This is a genomic window from Dietzia sp. 179-F 9C3 NHS, from assembly GCF_045369825.1.
In the GTDB taxonomy this organism is placed as follows: Bacteria; Actinomycetota; Actinomycetes; order Mycobacteriales; family Mycobacteriaceae; genus Dietzia.
Genome location: NZ_JBIQES010000002.1, coordinates 403,135 through 425,385, shown reverse-complemented (window position 1 = coordinate 425,385; position 22,251 = coordinate 403,135). Strand labels below are relative to the sequence as shown.

Here is a 22,251-nt window from a genome sequence, read left to right as displayed (position 1 = left end):
GGCGCGCATGACGGATGCACCTGACCAGCACTCCGAGAGCGCCCACACCGCCGGACTCCGCCGGGCGGTGACGCTCGGTGCCGGGGCCCTGGCCGTGCTCATGATCCTCAGCGCGCTGCTGTGGTGGGCGCTCGACGGGACGTCTGGGCTGTGGGGGGCGCTGCTCGGCGCGGCGATCGGCGGGACGTTCGTCCTCCTGACGGCGATCGTCGTGATCGCGACGGCGCGGACCTCACCCCAGGTGACCGGTGCCGTGCTGCTCGGGACCTGGCTCCTCAAGCTCATCGCGGCGATCGTCGCGGTGGCCGCACTCAAGCCACTCGATTTCTACTCCCGACGTGCGTTCGCCCTGACGATCGTCGTCGCGATGGTCGTGGTCCTGGCCTCCGAGACGATCGCGATCCTGCGCACCCGGGCACCCTACGTGGAGCCGTTGGCGGGGCCCTGACGGGCACGCCGGGACCCCCCGACGTGCCCGCCGCCAACGCGCCACACGATTGCGGTACGGGGTGCCCCCCGCGTCCTCCGGTGGGCGTGGTCTTTGTTACGATGCACCCTGGCGGGAAACCGGGATGCGGAGCCGCCTCGCGCAGGTCTGCGCGAGGACGACGATTCCCCTCGGCCTCCCGTCTGGTCCCGTGCAGCGGGACCGAAAGATGGACATGACCACCGTCTGACGCAGGCGGCCCGAACAGGGGAGAGAACGCTGAGCACGTCACTGCTGGCATTCAAGGGTGAGTTCCACCCGCCGTCACTCACCGACTTCTTCCCGCCGGCGGTGTTGTTCGAGGGCACGCCGTTCGAGCTCGACCGGCTGATGCTCATCCGGCTGCTCGCGGCCGCGCTCGTGGCGGTGTTGTTCTTCGTGGCCATGCGGAGCGCGAAGGTCGTCCCGCGTGGGTTCCAGAACGTCGCGGAGATCGCACTGGACTTCGTCAAGAAGTACATCTCGGACGACATCATCGGGAAGAAGGACGGCGACCGGTTCCTGCCGATCATCGCCACGATCTTCTTCCTCACGCTGTTCATGAACATCCCGGCGATCATCCCGGGGTTGAACATCTCGCCCAATGCGCGCATCGGCATGCCATTGGTCATGGCGGCCGTCGCCTACGTGGTGTTCATCTACGCCGGCGCCAAGAAGTACGGCTTCTTCTCCTTCATCGGCAAGTCGGTGGTCGTGCCCAACCTGCCGCCGGCGCTGCACCTGCTCGTGGTCCCGATCGAGTTCTTCTCGACCTTCGTCCTCCGGCCGGCCACGCTCACCATCCGTCTCATGGCCAACATGCTCGCCGGTCACATCATGATCGTCCTGCTGTTCTCGGCCACGAACTTCTTCTTCTGGCAGTTCAACGGCTGGACCGCCGTCAGCGCGGTGACCATCCTGGTCGCGGTGGCGTTCACCTTCTTCGAACTGCTGGTGATCTTCCTGCAGGCGTACATCTTCGCCCTGCTCACGGCCGTGTACATCGACCTGTCGCTGCACGCGGACAGCCACTAGGACTTCCGGCGCCCCCGAGCGCCGGGACTGCAAGACCACACCGACGACCGAGTGCGGACATCCCGTACCGGCCATCTGAAAGGGAACGGAAACCCACATGGATATCGTCACTCTCGCCCAGGCGACCGAGACCACCTTCACCGGCCTCGGAGCCGTCGGCTACGGCCTCGCCGCCATCGGCCCCGGCATCGGCATCGGCATCGTCGTCGGTAAGGCGATCGAGGGCATGGCCCGCCAGCCCGAGATGGCCGGCCAGCTCCGTACCACGATGTTCCTGGGCATCGCCTTCACCGAGGCCCTCGCGCTCATCGGTATCGTCACCGGCTTCATTTTCTGATCGCGTCCGGCGCGAAGGTCAACGACATGAATCCGATCCACATCCTCGCCGCCGGCGAGGGCGACGGGCTCCCCCTGGAGGAGACGCCCAACGTCCTGTCGCCGGCGCTGTACGACATCGTCTGGTCGCTGATCCCCTTCGCTGTCGTCCTCTTCGTGTTCTGGAAGTTCGTCCTCCCGATGTTCAAGCGGGTCCTGGACGAGCGCACCGAGCGCATCGAAGGCGGCATCGAGAAGGCGGAGGCCGCGCAGGCCGAGGCCAAGGCGGCTCTGGACAAGTACAACGCCCAGCTCGCGGAGGCCCGCGGCGAAGCCGCGAAGATTCGCGACGACGCTCGTGCCCAGGGGCAGCAGATCCTCGCCGACATGAAGGCCGAGGCGCAGGCCGAGAGCGACCGCATCGTCGCCGCCGGCCACCAGCAGCTCGCCGCGCAGCGCCAGCAGATCGTCACGGAGCTCCGTGGCGACCTCGGGCGTCAGTCGGTCGAACTCGCCGAGCGTCTCATGGGTGAGCAGCTGTCCGACCCGGTCCGCCGTTCGGGCACCATCGACCGTTTCCTCGCCGACCTGGACAAGGTCGCCGGGGCGGGCCAGAAGTAAGGAAGAAGCAGACTATGCACGCAGCAAGCCGCGACGCCCTGGAGCAGTCCCGGTCGGTTCTGCAGTCCTCCCTGTCGGCGAATCCGGCCGGGGGCGCCACCGGCGCCAAGGTCGGTGCCGAGCTCTTCCAGGTTGTCGACGTCCTGGAGGAGAACCGTTCCCTGCGCGTCGCCGTGGCGGACTCGGCGGCGCCGGTCGAGGCCCGTGAGGACCTCACGCGATCGGTGTTCGGCTGGAAGGTCGACGAGTCGACCCTCGCGGTGGTGCTTGCTGCGGTCGCTCAGTCCTGGTCCACCCCGCGTGATCTCCGCGAAGGTCTCGTCACGCTGGGTCGGGAGGCACTCCTGCTCTCGGCTCGCGAGCAGGGCCAGCTCGGCACGGTGGAGGACGAGCTCTTCCGGCTCGGACGGGTAGTCGCCGGCGACCCGCAGTTCGAGGCCGCGCTGTCCGACCGCACCACGACCGCGGACGCCAAGCGTGCGCTCCTCGGCCAGGTGCTCTACGGCAAGGTCACGGCCGTCACCGAGGCGCTCGCCTCGCAGGCCGTCGCCCGCCCCGAGGGCATGCCCGCGGACGACCTCGACGCGCTCTCGCGCCAGGCCGCTGAGCTCCAGGGGCAGTCGGTGGCCGTCGTCACCGCCGCCGCCGAACTCTCGGCGGAGCAGCAGAGCGCCCTGGAGAGCAAGCTCGCGACGATCTACGGCCGGGAGATGACCGTGCACGTCCAGGTTGACCCGGACGTGATCGGCGGCATGGTGATCCGTGTCGGCGACGAGATCATCGACGGCTCGGTAGCCGGACGGCTCGACGCCGTGCGCCGGGCGCTGCCGTAGACGTCCACCCGGTCGCCATCCGACGAGCAGCGGTCGCACACGGTCGATGCTCACCTGATAAGAACACATCCAGACCACACTTAGTGAGAGCAGGAATGACATGGCGGAGCTGACTATCTCCTCCGACGAGATCCGTAGTGCGATTGCGAATTACACCTCCACCGTCTCGACCGAGGCGTCGCGCGAGGAGGTGGGCGTCGTCACCGACACCGGCGACGGAATCGCCCACATCTCCGGACTGCCGTCCGCGATGGCCAACGAGCTGCTGGAGTTCCCGGGCGGCATCCTCGGCGTCGCACTGAACCTGGAGGACCGCGAGATCGGTGCGGTCATCCTCGGCAACTTCGACGAGATCGCGCAGGGGCAGGAGGTGCGCCGCACCGGAGACGTCCTCTCGGTGCCTGTCGGCGACGGCTTCCTCGGCCGCGTGGTCAACCCGCTCGGCCAGCCGATCGACGGCCTGGGTGAGATCGAGTCCTCCGAGTCCCGCGCCCTCGAGCTCCAGGCCCCGTCCGTGCTGCAGCGCCAGCCGGTCGAGGAGCCGATGCAGACCGGCATCAAGGCCATCGACGCCATGACGCCGATCGGCCGCGGCCAGCGTCAGCTCATCATTGGTGACCGCAAGACCGGTAAGACCGCGGTCTGCATCGACGCCATCCTCAACCAGAAGGCCAACTGGGAGTCGGGCGACAAGACCAAGCAGCTCCGGTGCATCTACGTCGCGATCGGCCAGAAGGGCTCCACGATCGCCGGCGTCAAGGCCACGCTCGAGGAGCACGGCGCGATGGAGTACACCACCATCGTCGCGGCCCCGGCCTCCGACTCCGCCGGCTTCAAGTGGCTCGCGCCGTTCACCGGATCCGCCATCGGCCAGCAGTGGATGTACGAGGGCAACCACGTCCTCATCGTGTTCGACGACCTCTCCAAGCAGGCCGACGCCTACCGCGCCATCTCGCTGCTGCTGCGCCGCCCGCCGGGTCGCGAGGCCTACCCGGGTGACGTCTTCTACCTGCACTCGCGGCTCCTGGAGCGGTGCGCCAAGCTGTCCGACGACATGGGCGGCGGATCGATGACCGGCCTGCCGATCATCGAGACCAAGGCCAACGACGTCTCGGCGTTCATCCCGACCAACGTCATCTCGATCACCGACGGCCAGGTGTTCCTGGAGTCCGACCTGTTCAACCGTGGTGTGCGCCCGGCCATCAACGTCGGTATCTCCGTCTCCCGAGTCGGTGGCGCCGCCCAGACCAAGGGTATGAAGAAGGTCTCCGGCTCGCTGCGCCTCGACCTGGCGGCGTTCCGTGACCTTGAGTCGTTCGCCACCTTCGCCTCTGACCTCGACGCGGCCTCCAAGGCCCAGCTCGAGCGCGGTCAGCGCCTGGTCGAGATCCTCAAGCAGGATCAGAACTCGCCCGTTGCCGTCGAGGACCAGATCGTGTCGATCTACCTCGCCGGCGAGGGCTACTACGACTCGGTGCCGGTGGACGACGTCCGCCGCTTCGAGGCCGAGCTCCTCGAGGACCTGCGTCACTCGGCGTCGGACGTCTACTCGCAGATCGAGGGTGGAACGGCCCTGTCGGATGAGTCGATGGAGACCCTCAAGTCCAAGACGGACGCGTTCAAGGAGGGTTTCGTGGCCTCCGACGGGTCGCGCGTGGTCAACGAGCCCGAGGCCGAGGCCCTGGACGACGACGAGATCGACCGCGAGAAGATCACGGTCACCAAGAAGAAGAAGGCCTGAGGCCCGCGATGACAGGCATCCGATTCGAGGCCGGAAGGAGTGTGATCTGAGACCATGGCGAACCTGCGCGAACTGCGCGGCCGCATCAAGTCGGTCAACTCGACCAAGAAGATCACCAAGGCCCAGGAGATGATCGCGACCTCGCAGATCACCAAGGCCCAGGTCAGGGTGGCGGAAGCCAAGCCCTTCGCCGACCAGATCACCGCGGTGCTCACCGACCTGGCCAACGCCTCGTCGCTCAAGCACCCGATGCTCAACGAGCCGGAGGACGCCAGGCGTTCGGCCGTGCTCGTGGTGACCTCGGACCGCGGCATGTGCGGTGGTTACAACCACAACGTGCTCAAGGAGGCCGCCGAGCTCATCGCCAACCTCGAGGGACGTGGCCTCGAGGTGGACATCTACGTGATGGGCAACAAGGGCATCGTGTACTACACGTTCCGTGACGTGAAGCTGGCCGGCGCGTGGCACGGCCACTCCCAGAAGCCGGTCTACAACGAGGCCCGTCCGGCGTTCCAGCTTCTGGCGGCCGCGTTCAAGGCCGGCGGAGAGGGGTCTTTCGACGCCTCCGAGTGGCTCGAGGAGGACTCCGGCGACACGACCCGCAAGGGCGTCGACGAGGTCCACATCGTCTACACCCAGTTCAAGTCCATGCTCACCCAGACCCCGCGTGCGCGACGTCTGGCTCCGATCGAGACCGAGGTCGAGACGGAGGAGCTGGACCTGGGCGAGCACATGACGGACACGTCCCGGTCGGAGTTCAAGCCCGAGGTCTCGTTCGAGCCCGACGCCGACACGCTGCTCGACAGCATCCTCCCGCGTTACATGTCGACCCGTGCGTTCGCCTCCCTCCTGGAGGCCGCCGCGTCCGAGTCGGCGGCGCGGAGGACGGCCATGAAGTCGGCCACGGACAACGCGACCGAACTGGTCGAGGACCTCAGTCGTGAGGCCAACCAGGTCCGTCAGGCACAGATCACCCAGGAAATCAGCGAGATTGTCGGTGGCGCTGGCGCGCTCGCCGCGAGCGCAGGAAGTGACTAAGCAATGACCACAGCTGTTACCGAGCAGAACCAGACGGGTACGGCCGGTCTCACCGGCCGGGTCGCCCGCGTCCTGGGCGCGGTCGTCGACGTGGAGTTCCCGCGCGGCGCCCTCCCGGCTCTCTTCAACGCCCTCACCGCCGAGATCACGCTTGAGGCCGTGGCCAAGACGGTCACCCTCGAGGTGGCCCAGCATCTCGGCGACAACATGGTGCGCTGCATCTCGATGCAGTCCACCGACGGCCTGGTGCGTGGCGCCGACGTCGTCGACTCGGGCAAGCCGATCTCGGTGCCGGTCGGCGATGTGGTCAAGGGCCACGTCTTCAACGCCCTCGGCGACTGCCTTGACGCTCCCGGCACCGGCCGGGACGGCGAGCAGTGGGGCATCCACCGCGAGCCGCCGGCCTTCGACCAGCTCGAGGGCAAGACCGAGATCCTCGAGACCGGCATCAAGGTCATCGACCTGCTCACCCCGTACGTCAAGGGTGGCAAGATCGGCCTCTTCGGTGGTGCCGGTGTCGGCAAGACGGTGCTCATCCAGGAGATGATCACCCGTATCGCCCGTGAGTTCTCCGGTACGTCGGTGTTCGCCGGCGTCGGTGAGCGTACCCGTGAGGGCACCGACCTCATCCTCGAGATGGACGAGATGGGCGTGCTCCAGGACACCGCCCTCGTGTTCGGCCAGATGGACGAGCCGCCGGGTACCCGTATGCGCGTCGCCCTCTCGGCCCTGACCATGGCCGAGTACTTCCGCGACGTGCAGGGCCAGGACGTGCTCCTGTTCATCGACAACATCTTCCGCTTCACCCAGGCCGGTTCCGAGGTCTCCACGCTGCTCGGCCGCATGCCGTCCGCCGTTGGTTACCAGCCGACCCTGGCGGACGAGATGGGTCAGCTGCAGGAGCGGATCACCTCGACGCGCGGTAAGTCGATCACCTCGCTTCAGGCGATCTACGTCCCCGCCGACGACTACACCGACCCCGCGCCGGCGACGACCTTCGCCCACCTCGACGCCACCACGGAGCTCTCCCGCTCCATCGCGTCGAAGGGCATCTACCCGGCCGTCGACCCGCTCACCTCGACCTCGCGGATCCTCGAGCCGGCCATCGTCGGCGACGAGCACTACCGCGTGGCCCAGGAGGTCATCCGGATCCTCCAGAAGTACAAGGAGCTCCAGGACATCATCGCCATCCTCGGTATGGACGAGCTGTCCGAGGAGGACAAGGTCACGGTGCAGCGCGCGCGTCGTATCGAGCGCTTCCTCGGCCAGAACTTCCTCGTTGCCGAGAAGTTCACCGGGCAGGTCGGTTCGGTCGTCCCGCTCACGGACACCATCGAGGCGTTCGACAAGCTCTGCAAGGGCGAACTTGACCACCTCCCCGAGCAGGCGTTCAACGGTATCGGCGGTCTCGACGACGTCGAGGCCAACGCCAAGAAGCTCTCCGGGAAGTGACGGTCCGCCATGGCTGACATCGACGTCGAGTTCGTCACCGTCGAGCGGCGGTTCTGGTCCGGGACCGCGTCCATGGTGGTCGCCAAGACCACCGAGGGTGAGATCGGTATCCAGGCCGGTCACGAGCCGCTGCTCGGCGAGCTGGACGAGGGCGGCACCGTCACCGTATACACGGACGAGGGCAAGAAGGTCGCGGCCGTCCGGGGCGGCTTCCTCTCGGTGACCGCCACCAAGGTGAGTATCCTCGGGGAACTCGCCGAATGGGCGGAGAACATCGACCGGGCCGAGGCCGAGCGGTCGCTCGCCGACGCCGGTGAGGACCCCACCGCTGCCGCCGCCGCCCGGGGTCGTCTGCGCGCCGTCGAGAAGGCCGGCGCCTAGACGGCTGGGACCTCGACCGTCCCACACGACCGCGGCCACCAGGAAAGGGGTCGGAGTAGATGGCGACGTACATCGGGATCGCTCTCGGTGTCGTCATCCTGCTCGTCCTCCTCCCGGTGGCCGCGGCCGTCGTCTACCGGCTCGTCGTGGTGCGCCGCACCTCGACCCCCGCGCTGTTCAGCTCCCACAACGGGCCGGGGTGGTGCTACGGGGCCCTCAAGTACTCCGACACAGAGGCGAGCTTCTACCGGCTCGTCAGCCTGAGGTTCGGCGCAGATTTGACGATCGAACGCCGCAGCCTCACGCTCGGGGCGCGCCGGCAGCCCACGGGCGCCGAGCTCGACGTGGCGGAGGTGGGGGAGATGATCGTCCCCGTCACCGGCCGGGATCGGCGCGGAGGAAAGGTCGAGGGCGAGTTCTGCCTGGGCCCGGCGGAGCTCACCGCGCTGCTCGCGTGGGTCGAGGCGTGCTCGACCGAGCAGGTTCGGCGGACCGGCCGCCGCCGGCGCTGAGCGCGCCTGTCCATCCCGGGCCGTCAACAAGGAGGATCCGTGCGTCTCGTCGTCGCGACGTGCCAGGTCGACTACGTCGGCCGACTCACCGCCCACCTGCCTATGGCACCCCGGCTGTTGCTCGTCAAGGCCGACGGATCGGTGAGCGTGCATGCCGACGACCGCGCGTACAAGCCCCTCAACTGGATGACGCCGCCGTGCTCGCTCACCGAGAGCGAGCACCCCGAGAACGCCGACCACCGGCTGTGGGTGGTGGAGAACAAGGCGGGGGAGCAGCTTCGGATCACCGTCGCCGAGGTGCACCACGAGTCGGAACACGAGCTCGGCGTCGACCCGGGCCTGGTCAAGGACGGCGTGGAGGCGCACCTGCAGGAACTGCTCGCCGAGCACATCGAGACCCTGGGCCAGGGCTACAGCCTCATCCGCCGCGAGTACATGACCGCGATCGGCCCCGTGGACATCCTCGGCCGTGACGCGGACGGGGTGACCGTGGCCGTGGAGATCAAGCGCCGGGGTGAGATCGACGGTGTCGAGCAGCTCACCCGGTACCTCGAGCTCCTCAACCGGGACCCGCTCCTCGCGCCGGTCTCGGGGGTGTTCGCCGCCCAGGTGATCAAGCCGCAGGCCCGCACGCTCGCGCAGGACCGGGGGATCCGCTGCGTCACCCTGGACTACGACGCGCTGCGGGGGGTCGAGTCCGCCGACCTGCGACTGTTCTAGGGGCCCGGTGCCTCGCCGTCATCGCCGTGCCCCGCAGGGGCCGTCCCCTGCCCGCCGCGAGGGTCTGGGCGGCGCCGCGCTCGAGCCCGGTCCCGCCGGCGACCCGGACTCCTACCACGTCCGGCGCATCCCGGCGTCGCGGGCCGGGCGGGACTACCGGTGCCCGGGCTGCGACCACGTGGTGGGGGCGGGTGTAGCCCACGTGGTGGCCTGGCCCGACCGGCCCGGTGGCGCAGAGGAACGACGACACTGGCATGCCGGCTGCTGGGCCGGGCGCGGCAGCCGGGGGCTCACACGCCGCTGGAGTTGAACTCCGGCGGGTCGGGGAAGTCGGGGTCGTGCGCGTCGGCCCGTCCGGGCAGCGGCTCGAGGCGGGCGCGGATCGCGGCGAGCTCGCCGACGATCCCCTCGCGCATCCCGCGGAGCCGCTCCACGTGCTCGCGAGCCCGGGCGACCGTCGCCTCGGCCTCCCGCCGGGCCTCCTCGACGATCCTGCGGGCCTCGTCCTCGGCCCGGCGGGTCGTCGCGGTGGCGGCGGCGGTCGCGGCCTCACGTCGCTCGCGGTCCTCGTCGAGGGCTTCAGCCCGGCGCGCGTCCGAGGCCAGGCGGTGATCCTCGTCGATGCGGTCGCGCGTCAGCGCCGCCTCGTGGTCGAGCCGGGAAGCCTCGCGCCGGGCGGCGGCGACGATCTCCTCCGCGCGGCCACGGGCGGCGGCCAGCACGGCGTCGTGCTCGGCGCGGACGGCGGTGGCGCGGTTGCGCACCTCGGCGAGCTCGGCGGCCGCGGTCTCCCGGTCCGCGCCGGCCGCCCGGCGGGCGTCCTCCCGGAGGTGCCAGGCCTCCTCCTCCGCGTCGGCGCGGATGCGCGCGGCGGCCTCGCGGGCCGCGTCACGGACCGACTCGGCCTCGGTCGTGGCCAGCGAGAGCATGGTCGACATCCGGTCCGACATCTGGTCGGCCGTCACGGGGGCCCGTCCGAGCTCGTCGACGCGGGCCTCGAGGGTCTCGGCCCGGCTCCGGGCGGCCGCGGCGTCGGCCGTGGCCCGGTCCGCCCGGTCGACCGCCGCGTCGCGGTCGGCGCGCAGGAGGACGACCTCGGCCTCGAGCCGGGACACCGCGTCGGTGACCTGTTCCCGGTCGAAACCCCTGCGTACGACGGCGAACGACGCCGCTGTGCCCGGGGGCGTGTTCATGCTGGACATGGAATCCAGCGTAGCGGGGATCGGGGAGCGGGCGCTCAGTGCGCGTCGGCCGCGGGCTCCACGAGCTCGAGCAGGACGCCGCCCGCGTCCTTGGGGTGGACGAAGTTGATCCGGGAGTTCGCCGTGCCCCGCTTGGGCTCGGGGTAGAGGACGCGCACGCCGCGGCCGGCCAGGTGGGTCATCACGGCGTCGATGTCCGTGACCCGCACGGCCATCTGCTGCAGGCCGGGGCCGTTGCGGTCGAGGAACTTGGCGATGGTGGAGGACTCGTCGAGCGGTGCGAGCACCTGGATGAGCGCACCGCCCTCCGGGCCGTTCGGGCAGCCGAGCATGGCCTCCCGGACGCCCTGCTCCTCGTTGACCTCCTCGTGGAGGTTCTCCATGCCGAGGGTGTCGCGGTACCAGGCCACTGCGGCGTCGAAGTCGGGCACGGCAACGCCGACGTGGTCGATCGCCACGACGAGGTCCGAGGGGAGTGCACTACCGGCGGAAGTGGGTGTAGTCATGACACACACGGTAGTCGCGTCCGCTACGCGGTACATTCGGGTTATCCGCCATTCACCCGGTGTCACCCACGCATCGTCCCCCAGAGGTAGGAACGCTCATGACCAACGAGAACACCACCGTCATCGTCTCCGGTGCCCGCACCCCGTTCGGGCGGCTCATGGGCGGCCTGTCTTCTTTGAGCGCCCCCGAGCTCGGCGGCATCGCGATCCGCGGCGCACTGGACAAGGGCGGCGTGTCGGATGACGCCGTCGACGCCGTCATCATGGGCCAGGTCCTCGCGGCCGGCATCGGACAAATGGCCGCCCGCCAGTCGCTCATCGCGGCCGGGCTGCCCAAGAAGATCCACGCCCTGTCCATCAACAAGATGTGCCTGTCCGGCCTCACCGCGATCGCGCTCGCCGACCAGATGATCCGCTCGGGCGAGGCCGAGGTCGTGGTGGCCGGCGGCCAGGAGTCGATGTCGCAGGCGCCGCACATCCTCCCCAACAGCCGCGCCGGCTACAAATACGGCTCGATCGAGGTCCTCGACCACATGGCGTTCGACGGGCTGCACGACGTGGTCACCGATCAGCCGATGGGTGCGCTCACCGAGTCGCGGAACGCCGAGCTGGGTATCACCCGCGAGGCGCAGGACGAGTTCGCCGTCACCAGCCACAACCGTGCCGAGGCCGCGTGGGCGAACGGGAAGTTCGCCGACGAGGTCGTCCCCGTGACGGTCAAGGGCCGCAAGGGCGACACCGTGGTCTCGGAGGACGAGGGCTTCCGCAAGGGCGCCACCGTCGAGCAGATGGCCTCGCTCCGCCCGGCCTTCGCCAAGGACGGCACCATCACCGCAGGGTCGTCGTCGCAGATCTCCGACGGTGCCTCCGCCACCGTCATCACCTCCAAGGCGCGCGCCGAGAAGGAGGGGTGGCCGATCCTCGCCGAGATCGTGCAGTACGGCGCCGTCGCCGGCCCGGACTCGACGCTGCAGCACCAGCCCTCGGCCGCGATCGCCGACGCCCTCGACAAGTCCGGCTTGAAGGTCGGGGACCTGGACCTCGTGGAACTCAACGAGGCCTTCTCCTCGGTGGGCATCCACGCCACCAAGGAGCTCGGGCTGGACCCGGAGAAGGTCAACGTCAACGGTGGCGCGATCGCGCTCGGCCACCCCATCGGCGTGTCCGGAAACCGCGTCGTGCTGACCCTCGCGCTCGAGCTCGCCCGCCGCGGTGGCGGGGTCGGCGCGGCCGCGCTGTGCGGCGGCGGCGGCCAGGGCGACGCGCTCATCATCCGGGTGCCCGCGCAGAAGTGACCCCGTGCCGGCGCCCGCGCCGGCTGACGTCCGGCCCGTTCCCACTCACCGGTGGGGGCGGGTCGGCCGTGTCCGTGGCAGGATCGTGGGCGTGACCAGACCAGGTAACCGACCCCCGTCCGCCGCCGAGCAGCGTCTCGCGGCGTCCCTCTCGGGCGCCGTGGACCTCACGGGCCTGAAGAAGCGCGCGGAGGCCAGACGCGACGCAGAGAAGAACGCCGGCGCCCCCGGGCGGGCGGTTGGCGGTGGGCCCGTCACGCAGGTGGACGTGGACGAGGCCTCGTTCGAACAGGAGGTCCTGCTCCGGTCGGCGCAGGTCCCCGTCGTCGTCGAACTCATGTCCCGGCGCGCACCGTCCCCGCTCACCGCCCTCCTGGCCACCCTCGCCGAGGAGGCGGGTGGCCGGTGGATCCACGCGACGGTGGACGTCGACACGGCGCCGATGATCGCGCAGGCTTTCCAGGCACGCGCCGTCCCCACGGTGGTGGCCGTCGCCGGCGGTCGCCCGCTCGCCGACTTCGAGGGCGACCAGCCCGAGGAGGCACTGCGCGGATGGATCGGCGCGGTGCTGCAGGCCACCGAGGGCAAGCTCGAGGGCCCGCCGGAGGGAATGGCTGCGGGCCACGGCGAGGAGGGCGCCGAGCCCGCCGATCCCGAGCGGGACGCCGCCGAGCAGGCGCTGGCCGCCGGGGACCTGGCCGCCGCGGAGGAGCGCTTCGCGGCCCTGGCGCAGGCACGCCAGGGTGATCATTCGCTGCTCGAGGCCCTGCGCTACGTCCAGGCAGCCCGCCGCGCGACCGAGGGGGACGACTCCGCCGAGGGAACCGTGGCGGCCGCGCAGCGCGCCGCGGACCGGTCGCTCGTGGCCGGCGAGTACGAGGCGGCGTTCGGAGTGCTCGTGGACGCGATCCGCGTGAGCGCGGGCGACGACCGCGCGGCCCTGAGGACGCGCCTGCTCGAGCTCCTCGACGCGCTGCCGGGCGACGATCCCCGCGTGCTCGCCGCCCGTCGGGATCTGGCGAGCGCTCTGTACTGAGCCTTACGAGGCGCGAGAGGCTCCTTCCGCGGGGGCCGGCGGGCGTCGGGTCAGCGGGTGTGGCGGAGCCACACGCAGGCGCGCGGCCCCACGGTGATCGCCGCGGAGTGCGCTCGACCGTGCCACGAGGTGTCCTCCGCGTGGACACCGCCCATGTTGCCCGAGCCCGAGCCCTCGTAGAACTCGGCGTCGGTGTTGAGGATCTCCTCCCAGAACCCGCTCTCGGGCAGTCCCACGCGGTAGTCGCTCAGGGTGGAGCCGGAGAAATTGACCACGCAGACCACGCTGTTGCCGGAGTGGTCGGTGCGCAGGAACGACAGCGCGCTGTGGGCGGAGTCGTTGGCGTCGATCCAGGAGAAGCCGGCCGGGTCGTCGTCGAGGGCCCACAGCGCGGGGTTCTCGGCGTAGCGCGCGTTCATGTCGCGCACCGAGGCGAGGATGCCGCGGTGGTACTCGCCCTCCCATCCCTCGAGGTCGGACCAGGTGACGCCCTCCTCCTCGTTCCACTCGCCGGTCTGGCCGAACTCCAGGCCCTGGAAGAGCAGCTTCTTGCCGGGGTGCGCCCACATGTAGGCGTAGAGGCCGCGCAGGCCGGCGGCGCGCTCCCACGAGGAGCCGGGCATACGCTGCCACATGGAGCCCTTGCCGTGCACCACCTCGTCGTGGCTCAGCGGGAGGACGAACCGCTCGCTCCACGCGTACATCATCGAGAAGGTGATCTCGTTGTGGTGGTAGCTGCGGTAGATGGGGTCGAGTCCCACGTAGCGCAGGGTGTCGTTCATCCACCCCATGTTCCACTTCATGGAGAAGCCCAGCCCGCCGGAGGAGGTGGGGGCGGTCACGCCACCCCACGAGGTGGACTCCTCGGCCACTGTGAGGAAACCCGGGTGCTCGCGCTGAACAGTGGCGTTGACCTCCTGGAGAAACGAGATCGCCTCGAGATTCTCCCGGCCGCCGTAGCGGTTGGGGATCCACTGGCCGGCCTCGCGGGAGTAGTCCAGGTAGAGCATCGAGGCCACGGCGTCCACGCGCAGGCCGTCGACGTGGAACTCCTCGGCCCAGTACAGGGCGTTGGCCACGAGGAAGTTGCGGACCTCGTGCCGGCCGAAGTCGAAGACGTAGGTGCCCCAGTCGGGCTGCTCGCCGCGGCGCGGGTCGGGGTGTTCATAGAGGGCGGTGCCGTCGAAGCGGCCGAGCGACCACTCGTCCTTGGGGAAGTGTGCGGGCACCCAGTCCACGAGCACGCCGATGCCGTGGGAGTGGAGGTGGTCGATCACGTAGCGCAGGTCGTCGGGCGAGCCGAAGCGGCTGGTGGGCGCGTAGTACGAGGACACCTGGTAGCCCCACGAGCCGCCGAACGGGTGCTCGGCGACGGGCATGAGCTCGACGTGGGTGAAGCCGTTCTCCACGACGTGCTCGGCCAGCTGGTGCGCGAACTCGCGGTACCCCAGACCCGGCCGCCAGGAGCCGACGTGCACCTCGAGGACGGACATGGGGGACCGGGAGTGGTCGCGGGTCGGCCGGGCGGTCATCCACTCGTCGTCGTTCCACTCGTACCCGGACGTGAACACCTTCGAGCCGGTCGCGGGCGGCACCTCGGTGGCCACCGCGAGAGGGTCGGCGTGGTCGACGGTGCGGCCGTCGGCGCCGCGGACGCAGTACTTGTAGGTGGCGCCGTCCTCGACGCCGGGGACGAACAGTTCCCACACGCCGGAGGAGCCGATGCTGCGCATGGGCAGGGCGGTGGGGTTCCAGCCGCAGAAGTCACCCACCACGGAGATGCCGCGGGCGTTGGGGGCCCACACGGCGAACGAGGTGCCGGTAACCGGGCCGCTCGGGGTGTCGTAGGTCCGCACGTGCGCGCCGAGCACGGTCCACAGCCGCTCGTGGCGGCCCTCGCCGATGAGGTGGAGGTCGACCTCGCCGAGGGTGGGCAGGAAGCGGTAACCGTCGGCGACGGTCCGGCAGTGCCCGTCGGGGTAGGCCACGCGGTAGCGGTAGTCGGGGACGTCGGCGTCCGGGAGCTCGGCGTGGAACAGCCCGTCGCCGAGCGGCTCCATCGGCACGGTCCGGTCGCCGAGGTCGATCTCCACGGTCACGGCGCCCGGCTGCATGGTGCGCACCACCGAGCCGGAGCCGGCGCGGTGCGCGCCGTAGACGGAGTGGGGGTCGTGGTGGGTCCCGGAGCGCAGCCGCTCCACGTCCTCGGCGGAGAGCTCGACGGGGGAGGGTGACGACGACGAGGATGCGATCGCCCGACGGTCCGCCGGCGCGGCGGCCGCCTCCTCGGGGGTGCGCCAGACGGCGTCGGTATCGACGGCCGGGGTGCTCACCCGCGCCGAGGCGAGGTCCTTCTCGGCCGTGACCGACTCGAGTGTCGTGCCGACCTCGGCGGCCTTCCCGACCGTGGTCGCCTTACCGCCCTTGCGGGCTTTGTCAGACTTGCCGGCCCTGGCCGGCTTGTCGCCCTTGGCCTTCGTACCGGACGGGGTGACCGACCCGGAGGCGTCGTGGGCGTCGCGATCCTTCTTGTGGTGCTTTCCCATGAGTGTCAGCCTCACTCCACGATGTGCGTACGGTAGGTTAGTTCGACCCTACGTGCTTCGTCGCACGGCGGGACCGCCACGATGTGCGCGACCGCCGACCACGGCTCGAGGCGCACGTAGTTGCGGCGGCCCCAGTGGAACTCGCGGCCGGAGACCTCGTCGTGGACGCTGAACTGCGCGTCGTCGTCGTAGCCGAGCGCCGCCATGTCGAGCGTGAGGGTGCCCTCCTGGGCACCGTGGGAGTCGAGGGTGATGACGGCGAGGACGCAGTCGCCCGTGGCCGGGTCGATCTTGGAGTACGCGATGATCCGGTCGTTGTCGACCTCGTGGAACCGCAGCGTACGGAGCTGCTGGAGGGCCGGGTGCGCGCGGCGGATGCGGTTGAGGTCCCGCAGCCACGGGGCCAGGGACTGCCCGGCGGCCTCCGCGCCCGCGAAGTCGCGGGGGCGCAGTTCGTACTTCTCGGAGTCGAGGTACTCCTCGCTGCCCTCGGCGACGGGCTCCCACTCGTAGAGCTCGAAGCCGGAGTACACGCCCCACGCCGGGGAGAGCGTGGCGGCCAGCGCCGCGCGGATGGCGAACATCGCGGGGCCGCCGCGCTGCAGCGACTCGTGGAGGATGTCCGGGGTGTTGGTGAACATGTTGGGCCGGCACTCGTCCACGTGGGCGAGGAACTGTTCGCAGAACTCCACGAGCTCGGCCTTGGTGGTCTTCCACGTGAAGTAGGTGTACGACTGCGAGAAGCCCCGCTTGGCCAGGCCGAACAGGCGGGCGGGCCGGGTGAAGGCCTCGGAGAGGAACAGCACGTCCGGTTCGGTGCGCTTGACCTCGCCGATGAGCCGGTGCCAGAAGTCGCCCGGCTTGGTGTGGGGGTTGTCCACCCGGAAGATCCGGACGCCGAGACCGGTCCACAGGCGGACGACGCGCAGGACCTCGGTGTAGAGGCCCTCCGGGTCGAGGTCGAAGTTGAGCGGGTAGATGTCCTGGTACTTCTTGGGCGGGTTCTCCGCGTAGGCGATGTGCCCGTCCGGCAGGACCGTGAACCACTCGGGGTGGTCCTGCGCCCACGGGTGGTCCGGCGCGCACTGCAGCGCCAGGTCCAGGGCGATCTCGACGCCGCGGTCGGCCGAGTACTCCACGAGGTCGCGGAAGTCCTCGATCGTGCCCAGCGCGGGGTGGACCGCGTCGTGGCCGCCGTCGGCGGAGCCGATCGCCCACGGCGAGCCGACGTCGTGGGGCTCCGGGGTGAGCGTGTTGTTGCGGCCCTTGCGGTTGATCTCGCCGATGGGGTGGATCGGCGGCAGGTAGACCACGTCGAAGCCCATGTCGGCGGCGTGGTCGACGAGCGTGCGCGAGGTCGCGAAGGTCCCGTGCACGGGCCGGCCCTGCTCGTCCCAGCCGCCGGTGGAGCGGGGGAAGAACTCGTACCACGAGCTGAACTGGGCTTCGCGGCGGTCCACCCACACGCGGTGGGTCTGGCCCACGGTGACGAGGTCACGGACCGGGCGGGCGGCCATCGCGGCCGTCACCTCGGGGGAGAGGGCCACCGCGGTGCGCGCGTGGGCGTCGCCGCCACCCCGCAGCGCGGCGGCCGCGCGGGAGAGCAGCTCGGCGCCCGCGGTGTCGCCGCCGGCCGAGGCCTGGGCGGCGCCGGCGTCGAGGACCCGCGCGCCCACCTCGAACTCGTTGCCCAGCACGTCCGCGCCCTGGCCGGCGTCCATCTTCTTGCCGATCCCGTCCTTCCACGTGGCGAAGGGGTCGGACCACGCCTCGACGCGGAAGGACCACATGCCGGGGGTGTCGGTGGGGAGAAGGGCGTGGACCGTGTCGGCCTCGGCCCCGGGGACCATGGTGGTGCGCGACGACGCGCCGCCGGGGCGGCGGACCACCAGGCTCGCCGAGAGGGCGTCGTGGCCCTCGCGCCACACGGTCGCGGAGATCGGCACGATCTCGCCGACCACGGATTTGGACGGGAACCGCCCGCAGGAGACCAGGGGGCGGACGTCGTCGATTCCCAGGCGGTCGTTCACGGCTACTCCTCGGCGTGGGCGGTGTCACGGGCGTGCGCTACCCCCACGACGCTAGCGAAGCGGAGCAGTTCGGGTCGGCGCGTCACCTCCGGTTCACCTGCTCCACCTCCCCGGCCCGTGTTCCTGGCCCCCTGTTCCCCGATTCGGGGTTGAATGGGCCCCGTGCACACCGTGATCGATCCCGACCCCGACCTCGTCCTCGACCTGCGCGACGTCTCGCTCCGCCGCGAGGGCCGGACCCTGGTGGGTCCGGTGACGTGGCAGGTGGAGCTCGACGAGAGGTGGGTGGTGCTCGGCCCCAACGGCGCGGGCAAGACCTCGCTGCTGCGGATCGCCTCCGCGCTCGAGTACCCCAGCTCGGGGACCGCGGTGATCCTCGGGGAGCAGCTCGGACGGACCGAGGTGACGGAGCTGCGGAGCCGGGTGGGCCTGTCGTCGTCGGCGCTCGCGGGCCGGATCCCCGGTGACGAGGTGGTGCAGGACCTCGTCGTCTCCGCCGGGTACTCCGTGCTCGGCCGCTGGCGGGAGGAGTACGACGACCTGGACCTCGAACAAGCCGCCGACACGCTCGAGGCGATGGGTGCCGAGCACCTGCGCGAACGGACGTGGGGGACCCTGTCCGAGGGCGAGCGCAAGCGGGTGCTCATCGCGCGGGCGATGATGACCGATCCCGAGTTGCTGCTGCTCGACGAGCCGGGAGCGGGCCTGGACCTGGGGGGTCGCGAGGACCTGGTGGCCCGCCTCGGCGACATGGCGATGGACCCGGACGCGCCCGCCACCGTCCTCGTCACCCATCACGTGGAAGAGATCCCGCCGGGCTTCACGCACGCGATGCTCCTCGCCGAGGGCGGGGTCACGGCGATGGGGCTCATCGAGGACGTCATCACGTCGGAGAACCTCAGCGCGGCGTTCTCGCAACGAATCGTGGTGGACGCGATCGACGGCCGGTACTTCGCGCGGCGGGCCCGGCGCTCCGGCCGGCACCGACGGCCGTGACCGTCCCGTGGACCGACCGCGCCGGGGACGTCCCCGTCCGTGAAGCGGCCACGGTCGCGCTCGTGCGGGACGCGGCGATCGGCGGCGGGGTCGAGGTCTTTCTCCAGCACCGCGTGGGCACCATGCAGTTCGCGGCGGGGATGTCGGTCTTCCCCGGCGGCGGCGTCGAGCCCCGCGACCACGAGGGCACCCGACCGTGGCGCGGTCCCGGGCCCGACTGGTGGGCCGAGCGCTTCGGGGTCACACCGGCCCGCGCCGCGGCCGCCGTGCGCGGGGTCGCGCGGGAGCTGTTCGAGGAGAGCGGGGTCCTGCTCGCCGAGCCGGCCGGCGACGGGCCCGTGACGCGCCCCGGGACGGAGGAGAGAGTGGCCCTCGACGCCGGGGAGGGCGACCTGGACTCCCTGCTGGCCGCCCACGGGTTGGTCCTCGCGGCGCACCTGCTGCGCCCCTGGGACCGCTGGACCACGCCGCCCGGCCCGCCGCGGCGCTACGACACCCTGTTCTTCGTGGCCGCCCTGCCCGAGGGCGAGACCCCGGACGGCGGCACGAGCGAGGCCCGGGCCACCGGCTGGATCCGGGCCGACGAGGCCGCCACCGCGGGCACGCTCGGCCGCCTCGGCATGATGCGCCCCACCCTCGCCACGCTCGCCGAACTCGCCGCCGCCGAGGACGTGGCCGAGATACTGGCCACCCAGCGGACCGTGGTCGGCCAGGGCCACTAGGTGCGGGCCCGATGACCCCCGAGGATCTGGACTTCCTCCTCTCCGACGCCGGGGCGGAGCTGCTCGCGGTGGCCGCGGCGCAGGACTTCTCGTCCGGCGCTCTGGTGGCCGCGACGGAGGCGGTCCGGCGGGCCGACCCGGTCCACGCCGCGGCCGCGATCGACGTGGTGACCGCGCGGCGGCGCGCCGCGGGTCGGCTCCGCGGGCCCGGCCGTCTGCTGCTCACCGACGAGGCCGTCCAGCAGGCCACCGCGTGGCCCGTGGCGGCGCTGCGCGCGCGGCGCCTCGCCGGCCGCGACGTCCACGACGTCACCTGCTCGGTGGGCGCCGAACTCGTCGAGCTGGTGGCCACCGCGGACCGCGTCGTCGGCTCGGACCTCGATCCGGTCCGCGCGCGGATGGCCGCCCACAACGTCCCCGGGGCGCTCGTGTGCGTGGCCGACGCGCTGCGCCCGCCGAGCCGTGACGCCGTCCTCGTGGCCGACCCGGCGCGCCGGGCGGGGGGCCGGCGGATCCATGACCCGGAGCGGTTGAGCCCGCCCCTTCCGGCGCTGCTCGCTGCCGCGCGCGGCCGCGACCACGCGATCAAGTGCGCGCCCGGCCTCGACGTCTCCGGGCTCGGTTACACCGGGGAGGTAGAGGTGGTCTCCCTCGACGGCTCCGTCCGCGAGGCGTGCCTCTGGTCCCCGGGGCTCTCGGGCCCGGTGGCCCGGCGGGCGACCGTCGTCCGCACCGGCCCGGCCGGCGCTCCCGGGCACTGGGGTCCGCCGCGGCTCACGGGGGAGGGGCTCGAGGTCCATGTGGAGGAGGTGACCGACATCGACGACGACGAGGTGGACGCACTCCCCGAGGCGGACCGCTTCCTCGTGGACCCGGACGGCGCGATAGTCCGGGCCGGCCTCGTCCGGCACTGGGCCCGTCGCCACGGTCTCCGCCAGCTCGACCCGCGGATCGCCCACCTCACCGGCCCGTCCCTCCCGCCCGGTCACACCGGGTTCGAGGTCCTGGCCAGGCACCGGTTGGACCGCAAGGAGCTGCGCCGGGCGCTCCGAGAGCGGGACTGCGGCTCGCTCGAGATCCTCGTCCGTGGCGTGGACGTGGACCCGGACGCGCTGCGCAGGTCGCTCGGACTGCGCGGGGCCCGGCCGCTCGCGCTGGTGGTGACCCGGATCGACAGGGCGGCGGTCGTGTTCGTGTGCGGCCCGCGCACGGCCGACGCCGGGCCGGCGGCGGGTCAGCCGTAGACGTAGACGGCACCCATCGCGGTGGACACCGCGATCCGCCCGTCGGCGTCCACGCTCAGGCCCGACACGGGGCCGGTGGCGGCGGGGACGACGAAGGAGTGGACGGTGTGGCCGTCGCCGCCGTCGAGCAGGTGCACGGCCACGCCGGGTTCGTCGCCCTCGCCGGCGTCCGAGCGCACGGCCACCACGACCCGGCCGTTCTCGGTGGCGACCGGGTTGGTGAGCTGGCGTAGGTCGTCGCGCCGCCAGACCTCGTGGCCGCGCCCGTCCTCCCCGCGGATCGCGACGACCGGGGCGGGGCCGGCGTCGTCGGCGTGCTCGTCGCTGCGCCCCCGCCAGATCGTGGTGGTCCGGCCGCCCGCGACGAGGGTGCCGTCGGGGAGCAGGGCGGGCGGGGTGTCCGGCTCGTATCCCAGGGGCGCGGACCACCGGACCGCGCCGTCGTCGGTCGCGTAGCCGTGCAGGGTGCCGTCCGCGGCGTGCGCGTACACCTCGGTGCCGTCGTCGGAGAGCACCACCGGCGTCCCCAGTCGGCCGTCCGGGAGCTCGGTGCGCCACAGGACCTCGAAGTGCCCGCGGCCACCCGGGTTGAACCGGGCCGCGACCAGCTCCGGTACCGCGCGCCCGGGTCGCCATGCGGTGAGGTAGAAGGTGCCCGACGCGGTGTCCACGGCGGCAGGGCCGGGGACGGGACACCCGCGCTCGCCGGTGGCGCACCAGACGACGCCGAACGCCGGGTCCGACGCGGCGATCTCCCCGGCCAGCGGCGTGGCCGCGGAGGCGTCGAGGCCCGTGTGCGCGTTGACGGCCCGGGCGATCCCGAGGTGGGAGATCATCAGCAGTGTGCGGTTGTCCAGCAGGGTGATCGTGGTGGGGATGCCCTGGATAGGTTGGAACCACCGCATCTCGCCCTCCGGGGCCAGCGCGCCGACGCCCCCGTACTGCGGGATGAACGTGTACCCGCGCCCGTCGACGGTGGCGGTGATGCGCGGCCCCTCGGTGGGCAGTCGGCTACACCACCGCTTGCGTCCGTCCTCGGAGGTGAGCGCGAAGAGGTTGCAGCCACGCTCGGAGATGGTCGCCTGGTAGGTCGTGCCGATCCCGTCCGAGCTGGCCACGCCCGAGAGCGGCGCACCGAGCGTACGGGACCACAACAGTTCGGGCTCGTCGCTCACCGGGGCGTGGGCGCGGCCGGGGTTCGCGGGACCACCGGTCACCGACGACCAGCTCTCGGCCTGGGGGAGACGTGAGTCCCCGCTCTCGGTGTGGGACGTGCACCCGGAGACCAGCGCGGCGACGAGCAGGGCGGGCACGGCGGCACGGCGACCGACCGGACGCGCCGAGCGCCCGGGCCGTCGTCCCTGTCCCCGTCTCACCCGGACCCCTTCCCGCTGTTCATCACGCCAGATCGTAGTCCGGGCCTCCGCCGCGCCCTCGCCGACGCCCCGGTGAGGGCGCGGACGGCGGAGCGGGCCCGGGGGCGAACCCGACGCGAACGGCGACGGCTGTCCGCCCGCCGGGACTACCGTGAGCGGCATCACGGCCGTCGTGAGGCGGCCC

The 22,251-nt window shown here is 71.3% G+C and carries 22 protein-coding genes; 17 read left to right on the top strand and 5 right to left on the bottom strand.

Going from position 1 to position 22,251, the window contains the following annotated elements; all coding sequences use genetic code 11:
- Nucleotides 1-7: 7 nt before the first annotated feature.
- The 12 genes from ACH0BZ_RS04340 to ACH0BZ_RS04285 all read left to right on the top strand — a co-directional run bounded on the left by ACH0BZ_RS04340 (nucleotide 8) and on the right by ACH0BZ_RS04285 (nucleotide 9,424).
- Entirely contained in the window at nucleotides 8-448 is a 441-nt protein-coding gene (locus ACH0BZ_RS04340) for a hypothetical protein (RefSeq protein ID WP_406896728.1), read from the top strand.
- A 273-nt stretch (nucleotides 449-721) separates the two neighbouring features.
- A complete protein-coding gene (gene atpB / locus ACH0BZ_RS04335) occupies nucleotides 722-1,501 on the top strand; it encodes a F0F1 ATP synthase subunit A (RefSeq protein ID WP_406896791.1) in 780 nt (259 codons plus the stop codon).
- Nucleotides 1,502-1,598: 97 nt separating this feature from the next.
- A complete protein-coding gene (locus ACH0BZ_RS04330) occupies nucleotides 1,599-1,838 on the top strand; it encodes an ATP synthase F0 subunit C (RefSeq protein ID WP_406896727.1) in 240 nt (79 codons plus the stop codon).
- 26 nt (nucleotides 1,839-1,864) lie between these two features.
- Nucleotides 1,865-2,437 carry a F0F1 ATP synthase subunit B gene (locus ACH0BZ_RS04325; protein ID WP_406896726.1) on the top strand — a complete coding sequence of 191 codons (573 nt, stop codon included), beginning with the start codon at nucleotides 1,865-1,867 and terminating at the stop codon, nucleotides 2,435-2,437.
- Between the two features lie 14 nt (nucleotides 2,438-2,451).
- Nucleotides 2,452-3,270 carry a F0F1 ATP synthase subunit delta gene (locus tag ACH0BZ_RS04320; protein ID WP_406896725.1) on the top strand — a complete coding sequence of 273 codons (819 nt, stop codon included), beginning with the start codon at nucleotides 2,452-2,454 and terminating at the stop codon, nucleotides 3,268-3,270.
- 100 nt (nucleotides 3,271-3,370) lie between these two features.
- Nucleotides 3,371-5,011, top strand: a complete 1,641-nt coding sequence (gene atpA / locus ACH0BZ_RS04315) for a F0F1 ATP synthase subunit alpha (RefSeq protein ID WP_406896724.1) — start codon at nucleotides 3,371-3,373, stop codon at nucleotides 5,009-5,011.
- A 54-nt stretch (nucleotides 5,012-5,065) separates the two neighbouring features.
- A complete protein-coding gene (locus ACH0BZ_RS04310; protein ID WP_406896723.1) occupies nucleotides 5,066-6,049 on the top strand; it encodes a F0F1 ATP synthase subunit gamma in 984 nt (327 codons plus the stop codon).
- A 3-nt stretch (nucleotides 6,050-6,052) separates the two neighbouring features.
- A complete protein-coding gene (gene atpD / locus ACH0BZ_RS04305; protein WP_406896722.1) occupies nucleotides 6,053-7,501 on the top strand; it encodes a F0F1 ATP synthase subunit beta in 1,449 nt (482 codons plus the stop codon).
- Nucleotides 7,502-7,510: 9 nt separating this feature from the next.
- The gene (locus ACH0BZ_RS04300; RefSeq protein WP_406896721.1) at nucleotides 7,511-7,882 is read left to right on the top strand and encodes a F0F1 ATP synthase subunit epsilon; all 372 of its coding nucleotides are present in this window, start codon (nucleotides 7,511-7,513) and stop codon (nucleotides 7,880-7,882) included.
- A 59-nt stretch (nucleotides 7,883-7,941) separates the two neighbouring features.
- Nucleotides 7,942-8,394 carry a DUF2550 family protein gene (locus tag ACH0BZ_RS04295; protein WP_406896720.1) on the top strand — a complete coding sequence of 151 codons (453 nt, stop codon included), beginning with the start codon at nucleotides 7,942-7,944 and terminating at the stop codon, nucleotides 8,392-8,394.
- A gap of 39 nt (nucleotides 8,395-8,433) precedes the next feature.
- Nucleotides 8,434-9,114, top strand: a complete 681-nt coding sequence (gene nucS / locus ACH0BZ_RS04290) for an endonuclease NucS (protein ID WP_406896719.1) — start codon at nucleotides 8,434-8,436, stop codon at nucleotides 9,112-9,114.
- Nucleotides 9,115-9,121: 7 nt separating this feature from the next.
- A complete protein-coding gene (locus ACH0BZ_RS04285; protein ID WP_406896718.1) occupies nucleotides 9,122-9,424 on the top strand; it encodes an ATP/GTP-binding protein in 303 nt (100 codons plus the stop codon).
- Here the strand turns inward: ACH0BZ_RS04285 and ACH0BZ_RS04280 are convergent.
- Nucleotides 9,405-10,316, bottom strand: coding sequence for a hypothetical protein (locus ACH0BZ_RS04280; protein ID WP_406896717.1), 912 nt, complete (start codon nucleotides 10,314-10,316; stop codon nucleotides 9,405-9,407). The genes ACH0BZ_RS04285 and ACH0BZ_RS04280 overlap by 20 nt on opposite strands.
- 35 nt (nucleotides 10,317-10,351) lie before the next feature.
- A complete protein-coding gene (mce, locus tag ACH0BZ_RS04275) occupies nucleotides 10,352-10,822 on the bottom strand; it encodes a methylmalonyl-CoA epimerase (RefSeq protein ID WP_406896716.1) in 471 nt (156 codons plus the stop codon).
- Between the two features lie 98 nt (nucleotides 10,823-10,920).
- On the opposite strand from mce, the gene ACH0BZ_RS04270 reads away from it, so the two are divergent.
- Both ACH0BZ_RS04270 and ACH0BZ_RS04265 read left to right on the top strand, forming a co-directional pair.
- The gene (locus ACH0BZ_RS04270) at nucleotides 10,921-12,117 is read left to right on the top strand and encodes an acetyl-CoA C-acetyltransferase (RefSeq protein ID WP_406896715.1); all 1,197 of its coding nucleotides are present in this window, start codon (nucleotides 10,921-10,923) and stop codon (nucleotides 12,115-12,117) included.
- 91 nt (nucleotides 12,118-12,208) lie between these two features.
- A complete protein-coding gene (locus tag ACH0BZ_RS04265) occupies nucleotides 12,209-13,153 on the top strand; it encodes a tetratricopeptide repeat protein (RefSeq protein WP_406896714.1) in 945 nt (314 codons plus the stop codon).
- 50 nt (nucleotides 13,154-13,203) lie between these two features.
- Here the strand turns inward: ACH0BZ_RS04265 and glgB are convergent, their stop codons facing one another.
- Nucleotides 13,204-15,699 (bottom strand): 1,4-alpha-glucan branching protein GlgB, encoded by a 2,496-nt coding sequence (glgB, locus tag ACH0BZ_RS04260; RefSeq protein ID WP_406896713.1) that lies wholly within the window; start codon nucleotides 15,697-15,699, stop codon nucleotides 13,204-13,206.
- Nucleotides 15,700-15,710: 11 nt separating this feature from the next.
- Nucleotides 15,711-17,729, bottom strand: a complete 2,019-nt coding sequence (locus ACH0BZ_RS04255) for a maltotransferase domain-containing protein (RefSeq protein WP_406896712.1) — start codon at nucleotides 17,727-17,729, stop codon at nucleotides 15,711-15,713.
- Nucleotides 17,730-17,882: 153 nt separating this feature from the next.
- Here ACH0BZ_RS04255 and ACH0BZ_RS04250 point away from each other — a divergent pair, with 153 nt between their 5' ends.
- From ACH0BZ_RS04250 to ACH0BZ_RS04240, 3 genes are read left to right on the top strand one after another with little or no spacing between them, the layout of a single operon-like run.
- Complete coding sequence (locus ACH0BZ_RS04250; RefSeq protein WP_406896711.1) at nucleotides 17,883-18,725, top strand: ABC transporter ATP-binding protein; 843 nt, start codon at nucleotides 17,883-17,885, stop codon at nucleotides 18,723-18,725.
- Nucleotides 18,722-19,447: an NUDIX hydrolase gene (locus ACH0BZ_RS04245; protein ID WP_406896710.1), complete on the top strand. Its 726-nt coding sequence runs from the start codon at nucleotides 18,722-18,724 to the stop codon at nucleotides 19,445-19,447. The genes ACH0BZ_RS04250 and ACH0BZ_RS04245 overlap by 4 nt, the downstream gene beginning before the upstream one ends.
- Nucleotides 19,448-19,458: 11 nt before the next feature.
- Complete coding sequence (locus tag ACH0BZ_RS04240; protein WP_406896709.1) at nucleotides 19,459-20,691, top strand: THUMP-like domain-containing protein; 1,233 nt, start codon at nucleotides 19,459-19,461, stop codon at nucleotides 20,689-20,691.
- Here ACH0BZ_RS04240 and ACH0BZ_RS04235 read toward each other — a convergent pair.
- Nucleotides 20,682-22,067, bottom strand: a complete 1,386-nt coding sequence (locus ACH0BZ_RS04235) for a PQQ-binding-like beta-propeller repeat protein (RefSeq protein ID WP_406896708.1) — start codon at nucleotides 22,065-22,067, stop codon at nucleotides 20,682-20,684. The two genes, ACH0BZ_RS04240 and ACH0BZ_RS04235, sit on opposite strands and share 10 nt — an antisense overlap.
- Nucleotides 22,068-22,251: the final 184 nt, after the last annotated feature.

Coding starts and splice junctions, on each gene's coding strand:
- ACH0BZ_RS04300 (WP_406896721.1), top strand. CDS start 7,511: ATGGCTGACATCGACGTCGAGTTCGTCACCGTCGAGCGGCGGTTCTGG.
- ACH0BZ_RS04330 (WP_406896727.1), top strand. CDS start 1,599: ATGGATATCGTCACTCTCGCCCAGGCGACCGAGACCACCTTCACCGGC.
- ACH0BZ_RS04325 (WP_406896726.1), top strand. CDS start 1,865: ATGAATCCGATCCACATCCTCGCCGCCGGCGAGGGCGACGGGCTCCCC.
- mce (WP_406896716.1), bottom strand. CDS start 10,822: ATGACTACACCCACTTCCGCCGGTAGTGCACTCCCCTCGGACCTCGTC.
- ACH0BZ_RS04320 (WP_406896725.1), top strand. CDS start 2,452: ATGCACGCAGCAAGCCGCGACGCCCTGGAGCAGTCCCGGTCGGTTCTG.
- ACH0BZ_RS04340 (WP_406896728.1), top strand. CDS start 8: ATGACGGATGCACCTGACCAGCACTCCGAGAGCGCCCACACCGCCGGA.
- ACH0BZ_RS04240 (WP_406896709.1), top strand. CDS start 19,459: ATGACCCCCGAGGATCTGGACTTCCTCCTCTCCGACGCCGGGGCGGAG.
- atpA (WP_406896724.1), top strand. CDS start 3,371: ATGGCGGAGCTGACTATCTCCTCCGACGAGATCCGTAGTGCGATTGCG.
- ACH0BZ_RS04270 (WP_406896715.1), top strand. CDS start 10,921: ATGACCAACGAGAACACCACCGTCATCGTCTCCGGTGCCCGCACCCCG.
- glgB (WP_406896713.1), bottom strand. CDS start 15,699: ATGGGAAAGCACCACAAGAAGGATCGCGACGCCCACGACGCCTCCGGG.
- ACH0BZ_RS04250 (WP_406896711.1), top strand. CDS start 17,883: ATGGGCCCCGTGCACACCGTGATCGATCCCGACCCCGACCTCGTCCTC.
- ACH0BZ_RS04295 (WP_406896720.1), top strand. CDS start 7,942: ATGGCGACGTACATCGGGATCGCTCTCGGTGTCGTCATCCTGCTCGTC.
- atpD (WP_406896722.1), top strand. CDS start 6,053: ATGACCACAGCTGTTACCGAGCAGAACCAGACGGGTACGGCCGGTCTC.
- ACH0BZ_RS04280 (WP_406896717.1), bottom strand. CDS start 10,316: ATGTCCAGCATGAACACGCCCCCGGGCACAGCGGCGTCGTTCGCCGTC.
- ACH0BZ_RS04310 (WP_406896723.1), top strand. CDS start 5,066: ATGGCGAACCTGCGCGAACTGCGCGGCCGCATCAAGTCGGTCAACTCG.